Genomic DNA, 17,666 nt, shown 5'->3' on the forward strand with positions numbered 1-17,666 from the left:
CACCTGAACTGCCTGCTCTAACTATCTCAGATCAGACGACTCCAGCCATTATCGCGCGCCGAACAGCGACGATGCGGCCGCAGCTTTGGGCTTTGGCGGCTCCTCGGCGCCCCCGCGCTTTGCGCCCGCCCGTTTGCGCGCCGGCCGCGCCCGCGGAGCCGGATCACCGCTCTTCATGGCAAGGCGTTGACCATCGAACACGGATGTCTCGCAGGAATGCTGACTTTCGATCAAGGTAGCGCAAATTTTCGCAGCCGCAGCCGCATTGCTCAACGGCCCCGCGACCAGCCTCAACTGCATGCCAAGTCCGTTATTGCGTTCCTGCAGGACGATGATCGGCCGCAGCGAGGTGATGACTGCGGCATTTGATTTGAGCAGGCCCCGCCACAGCACCCGCAGGCCGTCGATCGAGTTGGCGCCACCCAGGTCGACCCCGAATTCGGTATGCTGGGCAGCGATTTCGGACGGCGCTTTCGCGGTAACCGGGTCGGGAACCGCGGGCGCAGCGGCCAGGGCCTCCGGTATAGGGTCGGCGGTAGTAATCCCCGGGGGGTGTTCGGTTAGCTTTGCGGCGGCAGGGTCCGGCGGCGCCATCATCGACCTGGAGGTCATCAGCGGCGTTGCCGGCGCCGCGGCGGGCGCGTTGGCGGGCTTGCTCTCCGCCGCCGGGGCTGAAATGGCCGGCGGAACGGAGTCGGGCTGGCGCGCGGCAACGTCGCGCGGTTTGTCAGTGAGGGATGCAACCGTCGTGGCCGGAGGGGCGGCGACCGGAGCGGGATTTTGCGAAGCGGACGGCGGTTCCGTTGGGCTTGACGAGGCCATGCCGGCTTGTAGCGATCCGGCGCCGGAATTCTGGCGAGCGATCGAGCCCGTCACGCTGTCCAAGCCCTGCTCCAGCACGGTGACACGCGAGTACAACCGGTCGCGATCGCCGCTCAGGGTGTCGATTGCCGACGCCAGCCGGCGGGCCTCGTTCTGGCTTTCCCTAGCGACCGACTGGATCTGCTGCGACTGCCGCGTCAAATCGGCGGATACGATCTGGTCGCGCTGCAATCCGATCGATGACTGACTGGCCAGCACCGCGACGACCACGGCTGCAACCGATCCGACACCCCACGACCCCAATCGCCAGAGCGAGCGCCGGTCCAGATCGTCTTCCTCGGCCAAAAACCCCGTCAGCCAGCCGCCGGAATTGTCGGTGTCGAAGCCATCGGTCAAATGATCGGGTTTTTCAGTCATGCGACGTCTGCGGCCCTCCCGAGCCCCCGCGAATCACCCCTCGAACAATATCAGGAAACAAGGTTGGAGCTTAAAGTCCGGCGCTTTTCCGCTGGCGAATCGGTTTCCTCTCCGGTTGAAAACACTTATGACGGCGGCGGCGCGCCTCGCGCTCATTGTCATTCCGGGGTGCCGCCAGCGTGAACCCGTAATCCGGACCTACCTCACTTCCGGATTCCGGGTTCGCTCGCTTGTGCGAGCACCCCGGAATGACGGTAAAGGTCTGAGGAATCGAATGACGGGCAGAACCAGCCTCACCATCGTACTCGCGGCCGGCGAGGGCACGCGCATGCGGTCTTCAACCCCGAAAGTTCTGCATCCGGTGGCCGGTCAATCGCTGCTGGCCCATGTGCTTCGCGCTGCGCCCGATGGCCCCGGAGCGGCGCTCGCGGTTGTCATCGGACCGGACCATCAGGCCGTGGCGGACGAAGCCAGACGCGCGCGCCCGGGTACATCAACGTTCGTGCAGCGCGAGCGGCTCGGCACCGCACATGCGGTCCTTGCAGCCAGGGAAGCCATCGCGCGCGGCGCGGACGATCTGTTGGTGGTGTTCGGCGACACGCCGCTGATTTCCGCCGCCACATTGCAACGGATGCGGGCGCCGTTGCAGGACGGTGCGGCATTGACGGTGCTCGGCTTTCGCGCCGCCAATCCCACCGGCTATGGCCGGTTGCTGGTTGAGGGCGGCCGCCTGGTCGCGATCCGCGAGCAGGCCGACGCCAGCGCCGAAGAGCGAAAGATCACCCTTTGCAACGCCGGCGTGATGGCGTTCGACGGCCACCGCGCGCTGCAAATTCTGGAAAAAATCGGCCATGCCAACAGCAAGGGCGAGTATTATCTCCCCGACGCGGTTGCCATCGTCCGCGACATGGGATTACAGGCCGCCGTGATCGAAACCAGCGAGGACGAAGTGCGCGGCATCAACACCAAATCCCAGCTCGCCGAGGCCGAAGCGGTGATGCAGGCGCGGCTGCGCCAGGCGGCGCTCGATGCCGGCGTGACCATGATTGCGCCGGATACGGTCTATCTCGCCGCCGATACGACGTTCGGTGCCAACGTGACCATCGAGCCGTTCGTGGTGATCGGCCCCGGCGTCAGCATCGCCGATGGCGCGGTGATCCACGCGTTTTCCCATATCGTTCAGGCCAGCATCGGCAGGAACGCCTCGGTCGGTCCCTACGCCCGGCTGCGGCCGGGAACGGCGCTGGGGGAGGGCGCGCGGATCGGCAATTTCGTCGAGACCAAGGCCGCGGTCCTCGAAGCCGGAGTCAAGGTCAATCACCTCAGCTATATCGGCGATAGCCATATCGGCGCGGGCGCCAATATCGGCGCCGGAACCATCACCTGCAACTATGACGGCTTCAACAAACACAAGACCAGCATCGGCGCCGGCGCCTTCGTCGGTTCCAATACCTCGCTGGTGGCGCCGGTGAAAATCGGCAGCGGCGCCTATGTCGGTTCGGGATCGGTCGTTACCCGCGACGTCCCCGACGATGCGCTTGCGCTGGAGCGCAGCACGCAGACGACCCGCGCCGGCTGGGCGGCGCGGTACCGCGACATGAAGATGCGCGACAAGTCCGCCAAAACCTAATCGTCGGAAAATTCCGAGAACAGCGCGCGGGTGAGACGCCAGCCGCGGGGCTTGGCCAATTTCGGCTTTTCGCTGGCGTCGTGGTGGATGATTTTCGGCTGAGTCCGCCCGCTGCGGAACGGTGGCGGCCAGTGCGCCAGGCGGATCCGTCCGGCCCGCGGTTGCGGGAAAGCGAAAAAGCTGCCGCCCAAGTTTTTTGGTTCAGGCCTGTCCGTCACGGCTTAACGCCTCCCGGGCGAGCAAGCGTTGAGCAGAAACATTGACAAACGGTTAAATGAGCTTGGCTCGTAGCGCTCGCATCCGAAGCAAGGTTTGGGAGGCGTAATATCGAGCCATCGTAATGAGTGGACTCCTGGCCGACGGCACGGATAAGCTGTACGGAGATCGCCGCATCTACTCTGAGGAACGCCATGCTTCCGTTCGACGAGGAACAGGACTCGTTCAACAAGAGCCCGCTCGATGAAGAGGCCCTCCTGAGCGGACAGTTCTGGGGCGAACTTCGCGTCTTTCTTGCCGTGGCCAAGACCAAGTCGTTCAACCGGGCGGCGGAGATGACCAACACCAGCCAGCCGACCGTAAGCCGGCAAGTCAAGCGTCTTCAGGACGTGGTGGGTTCACAGCTCTTCATCTCCACTCCGCGCGGCGTCAAGCTCACCAAAAAAGGCGAAGCGCTCGCCCGCGCCCTGTCGCGACTCGATCACACCCTCCATTCCATCACCAGCGATTTGAAGGCCGAAACCCTTGAAGCAGAAGGCACCGTGCGCGTCAGCATCACGGATGGACTGAACGCGCTGTTTGCCGCTCCGGCGCTGGTTGGGTTCTCCTTGCAATATCCCAAAATCCAACTGCATCTGAAAAGCCCGCTTAACATGATGAACTTGCACGAAAATCAAACAGATATGATGATCAGCATCATTCCGAGCAAATCATCCGGCATCCAATTTAAGCGCTTGGGCCAACTCCATTTCGTGCCCGTGGTTGCAAAAGACTATATTCGAAATCACGGTTTGCCGACGCGCAACAATCTGGAACAGCATTTTTTCATTCAATCTGAGTACTATCTTGCGAGGACCGGTCTGTGGGATGGTTGGCAGCATGCCGTAGCGCGTGGGCGCATTGTACATCACTGCGACAACAGCTTTGCATATGGAATGATGGTGAAGACAGGACTCGGAATTGGGATGCTTGGCACTTATGCTTTGGTAGAGCCATGCGCCGTCCCGCTGCAAATCGACCTGAGGGTTTCGGTTCCTCTTTATCTGATTGCGCTCACTGAGCGTCTGAATGCTCGTCCGGTTCGGCTGGTCTTTGACTGGCTTAGCGAAATTTTCGGTAGCGATAACCCTTGGTTTAACGACGAATTCAAACTAGCGAACCCGCCCAGCAAATACGATGCTGGTTTCAGGAAGATGTTCAATCTTGAAGGGAATGATGGAAACAATTCTGGCTGATATGTTCTGCGATTTGTAGGTATGTTTTGCCGACATCGTCGAACAATTCGGCTAAATCCAGACCGACCGCCGCTTCCTCTTCAAACAGCAGTTTCTGAAACATCACCTGATGGATGGCGACCACTTGCTTGAGATGCGATCGGTAAAAGTCCAAAGTTATGCTCGCTTTCAATTTTCTGGTCAACGATCGCTCCAAGAATTACTTGGCCGATCTTTCTACGCGACAGCTTCGTAGCTTGAGGGCGCATCCCAAGATCCCTCAACTCGAAATAGGACGGCTGAATCGGTGCAAACCGAGATCGCGTTGGCTGGAAGGGTCAGTTCCTTGACCAACTCGATGTAAGGTTCGGCGTGGCCGTCAAAGTAGATCGGCTTCTTTCCTTCCACGTTTCTGAAGCCGAGGATCATCCGCCACAGCCGTGCATATTTTGGCTGCGCGTGAGTAATAACTCGGTCGTATCCTTTACGCGCCACGTGATCGAATGAAAAATCCGCAACCGCCTTCAAAGTATGGATGTTGCGATACGCCTTGCGAAAAGAGGTGCGCTCAAACTTAGCGAAATCCTTGAACCACCTAATACGCAGGGTACCAATCGGTTCGTCGTTCGAATAGACAATGACATGAGTTGCCTGGTAGTCGTTACCATCGAATTCATGCTGCGCGGGAACGCCGTGCTCTTCCATGAAACAGATGGCGCGGATCGCGTATGCGTGAAGCAACTGCTCCTGCGTTGTCACCACCTGAGCGCGGATTTGATTGTGTGTCGCAGCGACGGTCCGCACGTTATGTTCCAACTCTGGCCTCCTCACCGCGTCAAGTAGGGAAGAGTAAATCGGACGGGTTCGGTATCCGGAAGGCGGCAAAACGTACTGCCGTTCTACACCAGCGTTGAACTGGCCAGCGGCAATCGCCTCGATGATGAACCAGCGGTACAACGCCAGCGTGCGGAATTATCCCGCAAAATCGCGGATAACTTTAACCTGCGCGCGCGATCTTGGATGAGCAGGGTCCACCGCACTATCTAAAAAACAGCAGAACAACTGGAGAAGGCGGTGATCTAAGATTGCACCACATCCACAAGCTCTGCCGCAGGTCGTGCAATCTCTTCCAATGAACAAACAGACGGATGGGTTCGGAAAACCTCGAGGCGCTGACACGAAGAAATGGCGGCCCAATGCTGCAGACAACCAAGTCGGTCAATCCATTCGCGCGCATCGGTTGATGGCGGGCATGTCCCAGACCGAGCTCGCAAAGCAACTGGGAGTATCATTTCAGCAGGTGCAGAAATACGAAAAAGGCAAAAACCGGGTAGGCGCGGGGAGGCTTCCCCGGATCGCCGAGATACTGAACATCCCGGTCAGCGCTTTCTTCAACGAGGATTCGGCTGCGCCGGCCGGCAAGGTGACGGCAGGCGCCAGTCCGCTCAAATTCATTACAGACCCGACGGTGGTCAAATTGCTCACCGCCTATGCCGAAATTACCGATCGTTCGACCCGGCGCCATCTTAGCGCACTGGTCGAGCGCATTGCCAAATCGACCACGAAAAAATCGCCGAGGTAGGAGCAACATGAGCGAGAAACATGACACGGCCGATATCGACGCCTTGATCGGGGAGCGGGTGCGGTCGAACCGCATTCACGCCAATATCAGCCAGAACGTTCTGGGCGAGGCTCTCGGCGTCACGTTCCAGCAGGTTCAGGATTATGAAACCGGCGCCGATCGAATCGGCGCCGGACGGCTGCTTAAGATCGCGGAAGTACTCGAATGCGATGTCGTGAATTTTTTTGACGGCATTAATGGCGGCGGGATCGGCGCGGGCACGCCGTTCGCCAAATTCATGAGTGCGAAGGAAGGTGTCGCCCTTGTCGAAGCCATGTTGAAAATCGAAAATCCGGCTTTGCGCCGCATGGTCATCGATATCGCTGAAAAACTTGCTGAGCGATAGCTGCTCCGCAACCGCAGCGGCAAGGCAGGGGTCGCAGTCGGCGGCATGCTTTGGATCGAATCTGATCGACGGGCTGCTGCGGGCTCAACTCAAAATCGCGCAGAACCAAAGGGAACAAGTGCAATTTCCACGGCAAAGGTTTGATAGGCGCGGGAAACCAGCGAATTTGTTTCCGCTGCATTTTCGCAACGCTTTTGTTTAACTAAGTCCGGCAGCGAACCGACAAATCACGCTTGCTGTTTCTAGATTGAAGGATCACCGCTCCGCGCGCGGCTTCTGTCGGTGACTGTGGGTACGGTAATACTCTCGCCTGATCAGAGCAGGGTATTATGCTTTCTTCGTTCTTAACGCCGATCGAGCGACCGCTCTGTAAAAGATGCGGCACGCGCATGATGCTCGCCCGGGTCTTGCCCCGCCGGGATCGGGGGGAAAAGCGTTACTTCGAGTGCGGGAAATGCAATTTCATCGAGGCTGTGGTTATGCCCGATCCCATGAAGTCGGCTTCGGCCGGTTGGCTGAACGGCGAATTACATCCCCCGAAATGATCTCCCGGATGAGGCCATGTTTAAAAATAAAGCTGGCTTTGTTGGATTAGGAGCTTACAGGTCGTTCATTAGCGGCAGACCGCACCAGGCGCCGCTGACTGAGAGTCGGTCATGCTCCCGCCTGTAGGACGGGACCGCCTTCGATGCACGCCGGAAACCTGCTGCTCGCTTCGCTTTCGGCGGGCGATGCCGCTGCCTTAAAGCCTCACCTCAATGTCATTCATCTCGAACATCAAAAGGTGCTGTTCGAGGCGGGCGATCCGATCAATGTCGTTTATTTTCCTTCCAGCGCGATCATATCGCTCGTTGTCGGCTTATCGACCGGTGAGATGATCGAGGCAGCCATGGTCGGCAGGGATGGCGTAATCGGAGCTTCAGCGGCGCTTGACGGCAGGATTTCCCTCAGCCGGGCGATCGTGCAACTGGAAGGAGCCAGCCTTACCTGCCAGGTCGATGTGCTCAAGGGCGCGGCACTGCAGAGCAGTACGCTGCTATCGAAGCTCATCCGGCACGAGCAGACCCTATACGCACAGGCACAGCAATCGACCGCCTGTATGGCGGCGCACGCCGTCGAGGCACGGCTTTGCCGATGGTTGCTGCGCGCCAGGGATTTGTCCGATAGCGACACGCTTTCATTCACCCAGGAGCTCCTTGCCGAGATGCTGGGCGTCCGAAGGACCAGCGTCACTCTGGTCGCGCATTCTCTCCAACAAGCCGGAATGATAAAATACGCGCGCGGCAAGATCCAGATTTTGAACCTCGAAGGGCTGCGCGAGACCGCCTGCGAGTGTTACGAGACCGTCAATTCCCATTATCGAGCCTTGCTCGGTGCGACAGCGGCCTGATCGCTCGGCCGAGAGTCGTCGAATAAGGCGAACGTTCCTTCAGCAGCGACGCGATAGCTAAATTTCTTGCCGTTAACTGGATTTCTGTCATGTACCCGACGAAAGGCGTAAATCAGCCCCATCATCGAGCGGTCCGTGGCTCATACCGGTGACCGAGAGTGTTTGCGCTCCCGCCCAGTCGTGACAGTATGTTAAGCTTGCTGTTTAACGCTGTCTCAATCCGCAATAATTATTGAATACCTGGACGTCGGCGTTTCTCGTTAAGAGGGGCCCGCGCCGGTTCAGGCGGTTTTCTTCGATTGGGAGCTGTTGATCCGCATGTGCGGCATTGTCGGGATTTTAGGACGCGGCCCGGTTGCCGGGCAACTGGTGGATTCGCTCAAGCGCCTGGAATATCGCGGCTACGATTCCGCCGGTGTCGCCACGCTGGAGGGTACGCATCTGGAGCGCCGCCGCGCCGAAGGCAAGCTGCGCAATCTCGAGGCGCGGCTGCAGGCGTCACCGTTGTCAGGCCATACCGGCATCGGACACACGCGCTGGGCCACCCACGGCAAGCCGACCGAAAACAACGCCCATCCCCATGCCGCCGACAACGTCGCGGTGGTGCACAACGGAATCATCGAAAATTTCCGCGAGCTGCGGCTTGAGCTGGAGCGACAGGGCGCGAAATTCTACAGTGAAACCGATACCGAAGTCGTGGCGCATCTGGTCAATTCCTACATCGCAGCCGGATCGTCGCCGGCGGATGCGGTGAAGGCCTCGCTGCCGCGGCTGCGCGGCGCGTTCGCGCTGGCGTTCGTGTTCAACGGTCACGAAGACCTGCTGATCGGGGCCCGCAAGGGATCGCCGCTGGCGATCGGATATGGCGATGGTGAAATGTATCTGGGCTCGGACGCCATCGCGCTGGCGCCGTTCACCGATACCATCAGCTATCTCGAGGACGGCGACTGGGCGATTTTGACCCGCGAAGCGGTCTTGATCCACAACGCGCATGGCGACCCCGTCAAGCGCGATGTACTCAAATCCGGCGCGTCGTCGTTCCTGGTCGACAAGGCGAATTACCGCCATTTCATGGCCAAGGAAATTCACGAACAGCCGGAAGTCGTCGGCCACACCTTGGCGCGCTACGTCGACATGGCGACCGAGCGGGTGGCGCTGCCGATCAAACTGCCGTTCGATTTCCGCGACATCCAGCGCATCTCGATCACCGCCTGCGGCACCGCCAGCTACGCCGGTTATATAGCCAAATACTGGTTCGAGCGCTTAAGCCGGCTGCCGGTCGAGCTCGATGTCGCCTCCGAATTCCGCTACCGCGAAGCGCCGCTGCGCAGGGGCGACCTAGGCATCTTCATTTCGCAGTCGGGCGAAACCGCCGATACGCTGGCCGCGCTTCGCTACGCCAAGGAGCAGGGGCTGCACACGCTGTCCGTGGTCAACGTACCGACCTCGACCATCGCCCGCGAAAGCGAGACCGTGCTGCCGACGCTGGCGGGACCGGAAATCGGCGTCGCCTCGACCAAGGCCTTTACCTGCCAGTTGATGGTGCTGGCCGCGGTTGCGGTAGCCGCAGGCAAGGCGCGCGGCGAATTGTCCGATCTGGACGAAGCCAAGCTCGTCCACGGCCTGGTGGAAATCCCGCGCCTGATGGCGGCCGCACTCGCCACTGAGCCGCAGATCGAGAAACTGGCGCGCGACATCGCCAAATCCAAGGACGTGCTCTATCTCGGCCGCGGCACCAGTTATCCGCTGGCGCTGGAAGGCGCGCTGAAACTGAAGGAAATTTCCTATATTCACGCCGAAGGCTATGCCGGCGGCGAACTCAAGCACGGGCCGATCGCGCTGATCGACGAGAATATGCCGGTGGTGGTGATCGCGCCGTTCGACCGCGTGTTTGACAAAACGGTTTCCAACATGCAGGAGGTCGCGGCGCGCGGCGGCAGGATCATCCTGATGACCGACGCCAAGGGTGCCGCCGAGGCCACGGTCGAGTCGCTGGTGACCATCGTGATGCCCGACATGGCCGCGACCTTTACGCCCATGGTTTATGCCATCCCGGTGCAGCTTCTGGCCTATCATACCGCCGTCATCATGGGCACCGACGTCGACCAGCCGCGCAACCTGGCGAAATCCGTCACTGTGGAATAGACCAATGATCTAAGCCGCTTCGTCATGCCGGGCCTTCAAAAGTCTGCTAGAACGTGATGATGTTAAGTCGCAACGCGTCATTGCGAGGAGCGAAGCGTCGAAGCAATCCAGTCCGCCCTTGCGGCGCTGGATTGCTTCGCTTTGCTCGCAATGACGATTCAACAAAAATGCAATCACGCCTTGGAACGTCCGGGCAGCCGTGCTGCGCCCGCGCGTTGACCGACCCGGAACTCTGATGAATCGCAATGACTTGCCTCCGATTATGCCTCCGGGCGAGCTTCCGCCGGACGTCCCGCGCGGTTTCATGGCCCGTTTCCGGACCTATTTTCTTACCGGCCTCATCGTCGCCGGTCCGATTGCGATCACCTTCTATCTGACCTGGTGGTTCGTGACCTGGGTCGATGGCCTGGTGCGGCCGTTCGTTCCCGTGGCCTATCGGCCCGAGACCTATTTGCCGTTCGGATTGCCGGGCTCCGGGCTGATCGTCGCAGTGATCGCGCTGACGTTGCTCGGTTTCCTCACCGCGAACCTGATCGGGCGGACGCTGGTCGATCTCGGCGAAAAACTGCTGGGGCGGATGCCAGTGGTGCGCGCGATCTATCGCGGCCTGAAGCAGGTGTTCGAAACCTTGTTTTCCGGCTCGGGATCGAGCCTTCGCCGGGTCGGTCTCGTTGAATTTCCGGCGCCCGGCATGTGGTCGATCGTGCTGATCTCGCAGTCGCCAAGCGTGGAGATCGCCGCGAGCCTTCCCGGACAGGATGAGCATATCTCGGTATTCCTGCCCTGTGCGCCGAACCCGACCACCGGCTTTTTCTTCTATGTGCCGAAGAGCAAGCTGATCGAGGTTGAGATGAGCGCGGAGGATGCCGCGACCCTGATCATGTCGTGCGGCGTGGTGCAGCCGGGTTCCGACCCGCAGAAGCGGATCGCGGCGCTGGCGGAGACGGCAAACGCGGAGCGCGCGGCAAATGCATCGGCGCGGCAGCCGGAGCCGGCGAAGGCGGATTGACCCGTCGTTCCGGGCTCGGGCTTTGCGCCCCGTACTGACGACTGTCAAACGATCCCGCCGATCAACGGAATCGCCTCATCTCGCTCGAACAGATCCAGTTGGTAGGGTACTTCCCCGCTTGCGTCCGATAGGTTTCGTTCCGCTCTGCCCATCCTACAATTTGCCTATCCCGCCCCGATCAGCGGCAGCGCCTCGTCGCGTTCATACAGATACAGCAAACAGCGCAACGCCTCGCCGCGTTCTCCGGTCAGCTTCGGATTGCTTTTCATGATGCGCAGCGCTTCGTCGCGCGCCTGGACGATCAACTGCCCATGCACGTCGGAGCGCGCGATGCGGTAGCCGGGCAGGCCGCTCTGCCGGACGCCGAGCACGTCGCCTTCGCCGCGCAGTCTCAGATCTTCCTCGGCGATGCGAAAACCATCGGTGGTTTCGCGGATGACCTTCAGCCGCGCCGTGGACATTTCGTTGAGCGGCTCCTTGTATAGCAGCAGGCAGGTCGAAGCCTCGGAGCCACGGCCGATGCGGCCGCGCAACTGGTGCAGTTGCGCCAGCCCAAACCGCTCGGCGTTCTCGATCACCATGATGGTGGCGGCGGGAACGTCGACGCCGACCTCCACTACCGTGGTCGCGACCAGCAGTCCGATTTCGCCGCCGGCGAACTGCTCCATGATAGCGTCTTTCTCCGCACCCTTCATCTGGCCATGCACGAGGCCGACGCGGTCACCGAAGCGCTGGTGCAGGCTTTCATATCGTTCTATCGCATTGGTGAGATGCTCGACGCCCTCGGCCTCGGATTGTTCCACCAGCGGACATATCCAGTAGACGCGCTTGCCGGCCTTCAATGCACGGCCGACGGCATCCGTTACGTCGTTGATGCGGCTTGCCGGCACCGCGCGGGTGTCGACCGGCTGCCGACCCGCGGGCTTCTCGCGCAGTTCGGAGACATCCATATCGCCGAAATAAGTCAGCACCAGCGTGCGCGGTATCGGTGTGGCGCTAAGCACCAGCACATCGACGGCCTCGCCCTTGGCCGTCAGCGCCAGCCGTTCACGTACCCCAAAGCGGTGCTGTTCGTCGACCACCGCCAGCGCCAGCGCCTTGAAAATTACGTCGTCCTGGATCAGCGCATGGGTGCCGACCAGCAGATCAATCTCGCCCGTCGCGAGCCGTTCGAGCAATATGCGGCGCTCCTTGCCCTTCTCGCGTCCGGTCAGGATCGCAACCCGCAGGCCAGCGCGCTCGGCGAGCGGCGTGATGGTCTTGACGTGCTGGCGCGCCAGAATTTCGGTCGGCGCCATCAGCGCGGCCTGCCTGCCGACTTCGGTCACCGCCGCAGCGGCCAGCAACCCCACCACGGTCTTGCCGGAGCCGACATCGCCCTGCAGCAGCCGCAGCATCCGTACCGGCTGGCGCAAGTCATCCGTGATGGCGGCGGCGGCCTGTTGTTGCGACGACGTCAGCGCATAGGGCAGCGCGTCGATGATTTTCTTGCGCAGGTGACCGTCGCCGGAGTTGCGGTCGCCGGCAGGGCGGCGCAGTTGCGCGCGAATCAGGGCCAGCGCCAGTTGTCCCGCCAGCAGTTCATCGAACGCGAGCCGCGACCAGAACGGACGATCCGGCAGGATATCCGTCAGTTCGACCGGGTTGTGCACCCGGCTCAGTGCCTCCGCAATCGGCGGAAACTTGCAACGCTTGATCACCTCGGGACTGATCCACTCCGGCAGATCGGGTATTTTTTGCAGCGCCTGCGCGACGGCGCGGCGCAGCGAGCCCAGCGCCAGTCCTTCGGTGAGCGGATAGACCGGATCGATGCCCGACAGTTTCGAAAAACTATCTTCGTCCAGCACGCGATCCGGATGCACCATCTGCGGCATGCCGTCGAACAATTGGACCGTGCCCGAGACATATCGTTTGGCGCCGACCGGCAGCAGCTTTTCGACGTAGCCGGGCTGGGCGCGGAAATAAGTTAGAACTACCGCGCCGGTGTCGTCGCTGACGTAGACCAGATGCGGCGCGCGCGAGTTGCGTCCCGGCGTCGGACGATGGCGGTCGACGGTCACTTCAAGCGTCACGATGGTGCCGGGAGCCGCATCGCGGATTTTCGGCCGCGCGCGACGGTCGACCACGCTCGCGGGCAAATGCAGCAGCAGATCGACCAGGCGCGGCGTTTCAGCGCGGCCAAGTAAAAACCGAAACAGCTTGTCCTGCTTCGGCCCGACGCCGGCGAGGCTGGTGACCGACGCGAACAGGGGATTGAGCAGGGCAGGGCGCATCAGGAAACCTAAGACCGTTCCTGTTTGTCATGCCCCGCTTTAGGCCGGCCATCCACGTCTTTTTTGCAGCCAAGACGTGGATGACCGGAACAAGCCGGGCCATGACGGTCCTTATGATTGTTCGCTTGGCACTCATGCCGAGAGAAGGGCTGACATTGGCGGTTACCAACGCTATATCAACCCCGCCCGGCACGTCCGGGCTTTTGGCGTTCGGACGGATGGGATAGATGACGGGATCGACACGATCAAGCAGCGGCCTCGACGACCGCCGTAAGCGGCTGCTGTTCCGCTGCTGGCATCGTGGCACCCGCGAGATGGATCTCATTCTTGGCCGCTTCGCGGACGCCGCCATCGCCGACCTTACCGACGCCGAATTGGGCCAACTGGAGCAGTTGATCGAGATGCCCGATCCCGATCTCTATGCCGCCCTGAGCAGCGACGTTTTGCTGGCGCCGGAGTTCCGGACTCGGCTGTTCGACCGCATCAAGTCATTCCCCGTGGACCCCGACGTATGAAATCGCCGACTAAATCTCCAGCGGAATTGCTTAGTCCCGGGCGCGCGCTGACCCTGGCCAATGTCGCTGAGGGCGCCGAAGGCCTGGTCATTTCCGATCTTGCGCGCGCAGTCGCGGCGCGGCCGGAACCACCGGCGGTCAGCCTTGCCGTGATCTGCCGTGACGGTCCGCGCATGCAGCAACTGGCGCGCGCGCTGGAATTCTTTGCGCCGGATGTATCGGCGATGCAATTCCCGGCATGGGATTGCCAACCCTACGACCGCGTATCTCCCCATGGCGGCATCCTGGCACAACGCCTGACTATGCTCGCACGACTCGCGCGCCTGAAAGGTAGCGACAAGCCGCTGATCGTGCTGACCACTGTCAACGCGATTCTGCAGCGGGTGCCGGCTCGCGATGTGATCGCAGCACAGGCGCTGTCGGTGGCGCCCGGCCATGTGGTGCCAATGGACTCCATCGTCGCCTGGCTGGAGCACAATGGCTACAACCGCTCCTCGACGGTGCGCGAGCCCGGCGAATACGCCGTGCGCGGCGGCATCCTCGACCTGTTTCCGGCAGGGCTGGAGCAGCCGGTACGATTCGATTTCTTCGGCGATACGCTGGAATCGATCCGCAGCTTCGATACTGAAACTCAACGCACGCAACTCGACATGCGCGCACTCGATCTGGTTCCGATTTCGGAATTTCAACTGGTTACAGAAACCATTCGCCGCTTCCGCATGGGCTATGTCGCAGCGTTTGGCGCGCCGGAGCGCGATGATCCGCTATATGAGGCGGTCAGCGAAGGCCGCCGCCATCCCGGCATGGAACACTGGTTGCCGCTGTTTCAGGAGCGGATGGACACGCTGTTCGATTATCTGGGTAACGCGCCGATGGTGATCGAACCGCAGAGCGAAGATGTGGCGCGCGAGCGCTTCACGCAGATCAATGATTACTACGAGGCGCGCCGCGAGGCGATGGGGCAGCGCGGCGGCGGCGCCGTCTACAAGCCGCTGCGCCCGGATCGGCTCTACCTCAGCGACGACGAATGGGCAAAACGCCTGGACGAAGCCGCCTTGGCGCGGCTGACGCCGTTCGCGGTGCCGGACGGCGGCACTGGCGTTATCGATGCCGGCGCACGGCAGGGTCGTAATTTTACGCCGGAACGTGCCGACAGTTCGATCAACGTATTCGAGGCCGTGGTCGCCCACGTACAGGCGCTGCAAGCCCAGCGCAAGAAGGTGGTGATTGCGCTGTGGAGCGAAGGCTCGCGCGATCGCATGGCCAGCATGCTGAAGGACCACAGACTGCTCAACCTTACCAGCGTCAATTCCTGGCGCACGGCGCAGGCGACGCCGCGCAACGAGGCGATGCTTGCCGTCGTCGGCATGGAATCCGGGTTCGAAACCGATAATGTCGCCGTCATCAGCGAGCAGGATATTCTTGGGGACCGGCTGGTGCGGCCGCGCAAGGCCAGCCGCAAGCTCGACAATTTCATCTCCGAAGTCACCAGCCTTGCCGCCGGCGACCTCGTCGTCCACGTCGAGCATGGCATCGGTCGCTTTGTCGGATTGCAAACGCTGGAAGTAGCGGGTGCTCCGCATGACTGTCTCGAGCTGCACTACGCCGCCGACACAAAGCTGTTTCTCCCGGTGGAAAATATCGAGTTGTTGTCGCGCTACGGTTCCGATCACGCCAATGTCGAACTCGATCGTCTCGGCGGCAGCGGCTGGCAGGCGCGCAAAGCCAAGCTGAAGAACCGCATCCGTGAAATTGCCGGCGAATTGATCAAGATCGCGGCCGAACGGCATCTGCATGAAGCGCCGAAAATGCCGGTGCAGCCGCACATCTATGACGAATTCTGCGCGCGTTTTCCATACGAGGAAACCGAAGACCAGCTCGGCGCCATCACCGCCACGTTAAAAGATCTCGAAAGCGGCCGGCCGATGGACCGCCTGATTTGCGGCGACGTCGGTTTTGGCAAGACCGAGGTCGCGCTACGGGCGACCTTTGCTGCAGCGCTTGACGGCAAGCAAGTCGCCGTCGTGGTTCCCACCACGCTGTTGGCACGGCAGCACGCCAAAACCTTTACTGAACGGTTTCGGGGCTTTCCCGTGCAGGTCGCACAAGCCTCGCGCCTGATTGCGCCGAAGGAATTGACGCAGGTAAAAAAGAACATTGCGGACGGCGCCGTCGATATTGTGGTCGGCACCCATGCGCTGCTGGGCAAGTCGATCAAGTTCAAGGATTTGGGCCTGTTGATCGTCGATGAGGAGCAGCATTTCGGCGTTTCGCACAAGGAGCGGCTGAAGCAGTTGCGCGCCGAGGTGCATGTCCTGACGCTGAGTGCCACGCCGATTCCCCGGACGCTGCAACTGGCACTTACCGGCGTGCGCGATCTATCCATCATCGCGTCGCCGCCGGTCGACCGCCTCGCGGTCCGCACATTCGTGGCGCCCAGCGACCCCCTGATGATCCGCGAAGCGTTGCTGCGCGAGCGCTATCGCGGCGGCCAGGCATTTTACGTGGTGCCGCGAATCGAGGATCTCGCCGGCGTCAAGGATTTTCTCGACAAGCATGTACCGGAGATGAAAGTCGCGGTGGCGCACGGCCAGATGGCGCCGACGGTGATCGAAGACATCATGTCGGCATTCTACGACGGCAAATATGATATCCTGTTGTCGACTACCATCATCGAGTCCGGCCTCGACATCCCCACCGCCAACACGCTGATCGTGCATCGCGCAGACATGTTTGGCCTTGCGCAGCTCTACCAGTTGCGCGGCCGGGTGGGGCGCTCCAAGTTACGCGCCTATGCGCTGTTCACGCTGCCGGCACAGCAGAAGATCACCGCACAAGCCGAGCGGCGGCTGAAGGTGCTGCAGTCGCTGGAAACCCTCGGCGCCGGATTCCAGCTCGCCTCGCACGATCTCGATATCCGCGGCGCCGGAAATCTGCTCGGCGAAGAACAGTCCGGTCACATCAAGGAAGTCGGATTCGAGCTTTATCAGTCGATGCTGGAAGAGGCGATCCTCAACCTCAAGGCCGGTGTTGTTGAGCCCGTCGCAGACCGCTGGTCGCCGCAGATCACGGTCGGCATGCCCGTGCTGATTCCGGAAGAGTTCGTCGCCGACCTTGCGGTGCGGCTGTCGCTATACCGGCGCTTGGCCGATCTCGACACCGACGACGAGATCGATGATTTTGCCGCCGAATTGCGCGACCGTTTTGGGGTGCTGCCGGACGAGGTGCGTTATCTGTTCAAGATCGCTGCCATCAAGGGGTACTGCCGGCGCGCCAATGTAGAAAAGGTCGATGCCGGACCAAAGGGCGTGGTCGTCACCTTCCGCGACAACAAATTCGCCCAGCCGGAGCGGCTGGTATATTTCATCCGGCAACATGGACAGGCAGCCAAGGTGCGGCCGGACATGAAAGTTGTGTTCTTGCAGGAATGGGAGACGCCGGAGGAACGGCTGATCGGAACTACGGAGATCATGCGGCAACTGGCAAACCTGGCCGAGGATCGCAAGGCGGCGTAATGGGCCCGTAGGGTGGTTAGCGCCGAAGCGCTTAACACACCAAACTACACCGGTTGCAAGCCAATGCGGCGAGTTACGGCGCTTCGCGCCTAACCGACCCTATGGGCGCCCCGCCTACTTCGGATATTTGAATTCCGGCGCGGCCTTCAGCGCATCCTTGGTGGTGTTCATCGACGCCAGCCACTTGTTGTTCTTGCTGTCGTAGCGAACGTTGACGGATGACGGCGATACCGCAACATAGCGCTCGCCCATCCCGAGGAAGCCGCCGACCGACAGGATCAATGCGTCGATCTGATGGTTCTTGATGGCCAGATCGGCAATTTCGCCGACCGATTCGTCCTTCTGATTGTAGACATTGAGACCTTTGAGTTTCGACGAAAACATTTCGTCTTTCGACACCGTCGAGAATTTGGCCTCCGCCGGCGCGGTGCCCGTCGTCTTGGCGTCTTCTGCAAATGCCGGAACGGCCAACATTGCGACGGAAGCGGCGATTAATGCAATCTTCTTCATGATGTCCTCCAGTGCAGGATTATTGATGGTCGGACAATGCGAG

At 61.0% G+C, this 17,666-nt stretch carries 15 protein-coding genes; 9 read left to right on the top strand and 6 right to left on the bottom strand.

Annotated features, from left to right (window positions below):
• Positions 1-48: 48 nt before the first annotated feature.
• Positions 49-1,239, bottom strand: a complete 1,191-nt coding sequence (locus ACFE72_RS08270) for a hypothetical protein (protein ID WP_375412598.1) — start codon at positions 1,237-1,239, stop codon at positions 49-51.
• 274 nt (positions 1,240-1,513) lie between these two features.
• Between ACFE72_RS08270 and glmU the strand changes: the two genes are divergently transcribed.
• Complete coding sequence (glmU, locus tag ACFE72_RS08275) at positions 1,514-2,869, top strand: bifunctional UDP-N-acetylglucosamine diphosphorylase/glucosamine-1-phosphate N-acetyltransferase GlmU (RefSeq protein WP_375412599.1); 1,356 nt, start codon at positions 1,514-1,516, stop codon at positions 2,867-2,869.
• Here the strand turns inward: glmU and ACFE72_RS08280 are convergent.
• On the bottom strand, positions 2,866-3,060 hold the full coding sequence (locus ACFE72_RS08280; RefSeq protein WP_375412665.1) for a hypothetical protein: 195 nt from the start codon (positions 3,058-3,060) through the stop codon (positions 2,866-2,868). The two genes, glmU and ACFE72_RS08280, sit on opposite strands and share 4 nt — an antisense overlap.
• A 219-nt stretch (positions 3,061-3,279) precedes the next feature.
• On the opposite strand from ACFE72_RS08280, the gene ACFE72_RS08285 reads away from it, so the two are divergent.
• Positions 3,280-4,320 carry a LysR family transcriptional regulator gene (locus ACFE72_RS08285; protein WP_375412600.1) on the top strand — a complete coding sequence of 347 codons (1,041 nt, stop codon included), beginning with the start codon at positions 3,280-3,282 and terminating at the stop codon, positions 4,318-4,320.
• Here ACFE72_RS08285 and ACFE72_RS08290 read toward each other — a convergent pair.
• The gene (locus ACFE72_RS08290) at positions 4,283-4,504 is read right to left on the bottom strand and encodes a hypothetical protein (protein WP_375412601.1); all 222 of its coding nucleotides are present in this window, start codon (positions 4,502-4,504) and stop codon (positions 4,283-4,285) included. The genes ACFE72_RS08285 and ACFE72_RS08290 overlap by 38 nt on opposite strands.
• 32 nt (positions 4,505-4,536) lie before the next feature.
• A complete protein-coding gene (locus ACFE72_RS08295) occupies positions 4,537-5,256 on the bottom strand; it encodes a GNAT family N-acetyltransferase (RefSeq protein ID WP_375412602.1) in 720 nt (239 codons plus the stop codon).
• A gap of 175 nt (positions 5,257-5,431) precedes the next feature.
• Between ACFE72_RS08295 and ACFE72_RS08300 the strand changes: the two genes are divergently transcribed.
• The 5 genes from ACFE72_RS08300 (at position 5,432) to ACFE72_RS08320 (ending at position 10,810) form a co-directional block, all read left to right on the top strand.
• A complete protein-coding gene (locus tag ACFE72_RS08300) occupies positions 5,432-5,881 on the top strand; it encodes a helix-turn-helix domain-containing protein (protein ID WP_375412603.1) in 450 nt (149 codons plus the stop codon).
• Positions 5,882-5,888: 7 nt separating this feature from the next.
• Positions 5,889-6,266: a helix-turn-helix domain-containing protein gene (locus ACFE72_RS08305; RefSeq protein ID WP_375412604.1), complete on the top strand. Its 378-nt coding sequence runs from the start codon at positions 5,889-5,891 to the stop codon at positions 6,264-6,266.
• A 688-nt stretch (positions 6,267-6,954) separates the two neighbouring features.
• Positions 6,955-7,656, top strand: a complete 702-nt coding sequence (locus ACFE72_RS08310) for a Crp/Fnr family transcriptional regulator (RefSeq protein WP_375412605.1) — start codon at positions 6,955-6,957, stop codon at positions 7,654-7,656.
• Positions 7,657-7,974: 318 nt separating this feature from the next.
• On the top strand, positions 7,975-9,801 hold the full coding sequence (gene glmS / locus ACFE72_RS08315; protein ID WP_375412606.1) for a glutamine--fructose-6-phosphate transaminase (isomerizing): 1,827 nt from the start codon (positions 7,975-7,977) through the stop codon (positions 9,799-9,801).
• Positions 9,802-10,033: 232 nt separating this feature from the next.
• Positions 10,034-10,810: a DUF502 domain-containing protein gene (locus tag ACFE72_RS08320; RefSeq protein WP_375412666.1), complete on the top strand. Its 777-nt coding sequence runs from the start codon at positions 10,034-10,036 to the stop codon at positions 10,808-10,810.
• Positions 10,811-10,974: 164 nt separating this feature from the next.
• Here ACFE72_RS08320 and recG read toward each other — a convergent pair whose 3' ends face one another.
• Positions 10,975-13,083, bottom strand: coding sequence for an ATP-dependent DNA helicase RecG (recG, locus tag ACFE72_RS08325; protein ID WP_375412607.1), 2,109 nt, complete (start codon positions 13,081-13,083; stop codon positions 10,975-10,977).
• A 227-nt stretch (positions 13,084-13,310) separates the two neighbouring features.
• Between recG and ACFE72_RS08330 the strand changes: the two genes are divergently transcribed.
• Together ACFE72_RS08330 and mfd are read left to right on the top strand one after the other, a co-directional pair.
• The gene (locus tag ACFE72_RS08330; protein WP_375412608.1) at positions 13,311-13,598 is read left to right on the top strand and encodes a succinate dehydrogenase assembly factor 2; all 288 of its coding nucleotides are present in this window, start codon (positions 13,311-13,313) and stop codon (positions 13,596-13,598) included.
• Positions 13,595-17,113, top strand: coding sequence for a transcription-repair coupling factor (gene mfd / locus ACFE72_RS08335; protein WP_375412609.1), 3,519 nt, complete (start codon positions 13,595-13,597; stop codon positions 17,111-17,113). The genes ACFE72_RS08330 and mfd overlap by 4 nt, the downstream gene beginning before the upstream one ends.
• Before the next feature lie 114 nt (positions 17,114-17,227).
• Here mfd and ACFE72_RS08340 read toward each other — a convergent pair whose 3' ends face one another.
• Complete coding sequence (locus tag ACFE72_RS08340; protein ID WP_375412610.1) at positions 17,228-17,623, bottom strand: PRC-barrel domain-containing protein; 396 nt, start codon at positions 17,621-17,623, stop codon at positions 17,228-17,230.
• Positions 17,624-17,666: the final 43 nt, after the last annotated feature.

Origin of the sequence: uncultured Bradyrhizobium sp. (assembly GCF_964252615.1) — a bacterium.
In the GTDB taxonomy this organism is placed as follows: Bacteria; Pseudomonadota; Alphaproteobacteria; order Rhizobiales; family Xanthobacteraceae; genus Bradyrhizobium.

Coding starts and splice junctions, on each gene's coding strand:
- ACFE72_RS08285 (WP_375412600.1), top strand. CDS start 3,280: ATGCTTCCGTTCGACGAGGAACAGGACTCGTTCAACAAGAGCCCGCTC.
- ACFE72_RS08310 (WP_375412605.1), top strand. CDS start 6,955: ATGCACGCCGGAAACCTGCTGCTCGCTTCGCTTTCGGCGGGCGATGCC.
- ACFE72_RS08340 (WP_375412610.1), bottom strand. CDS start 17,623: ATGAAGAAGATTGCATTAATCGCCGCTTCCGTCGCAATGTTGGCCGTT.
- ACFE72_RS08330 (WP_375412608.1), top strand. CDS start 13,311: ATGACGGGATCGACACGATCAAGCAGCGGCCTCGACGACCGCCGTAAG.
- ACFE72_RS08305 (WP_375412604.1), top strand. CDS start 5,889: ATGAGCGAGAAACATGACACGGCCGATATCGACGCCTTGATCGGGGAG.
- ACFE72_RS08300 (WP_375412603.1), top strand. CDS start 5,432: ATGAACAAACAGACGGATGGGTTCGGAAAACCTCGAGGCGCTGACACG.
- ACFE72_RS08270 (WP_375412598.1), bottom strand. CDS start 1,239: ATGACTGAAAAACCCGATCATTTGACCGATGGCTTCGACACCGACAAT.
- recG (WP_375412607.1), bottom strand. CDS start 13,083: ATGCGCCCTGCCCTGCTCAATCCCCTGTTCGCGTCGGTCACCAGCCTC.
- glmU (WP_375412599.1), top strand. CDS start 1,514: ATGACGGGCAGAACCAGCCTCACCATCGTACTCGCGGCCGGCGAGGGC.
- glmS (WP_375412606.1), top strand. CDS start 7,975: ATGTGCGGCATTGTCGGGATTTTAGGACGCGGCCCGGTTGCCGGGCAA.
- mfd (WP_375412609.1), top strand. CDS start 13,595: ATGAAATCGCCGACTAAATCTCCAGCGGAATTGCTTAGTCCCGGGCGC.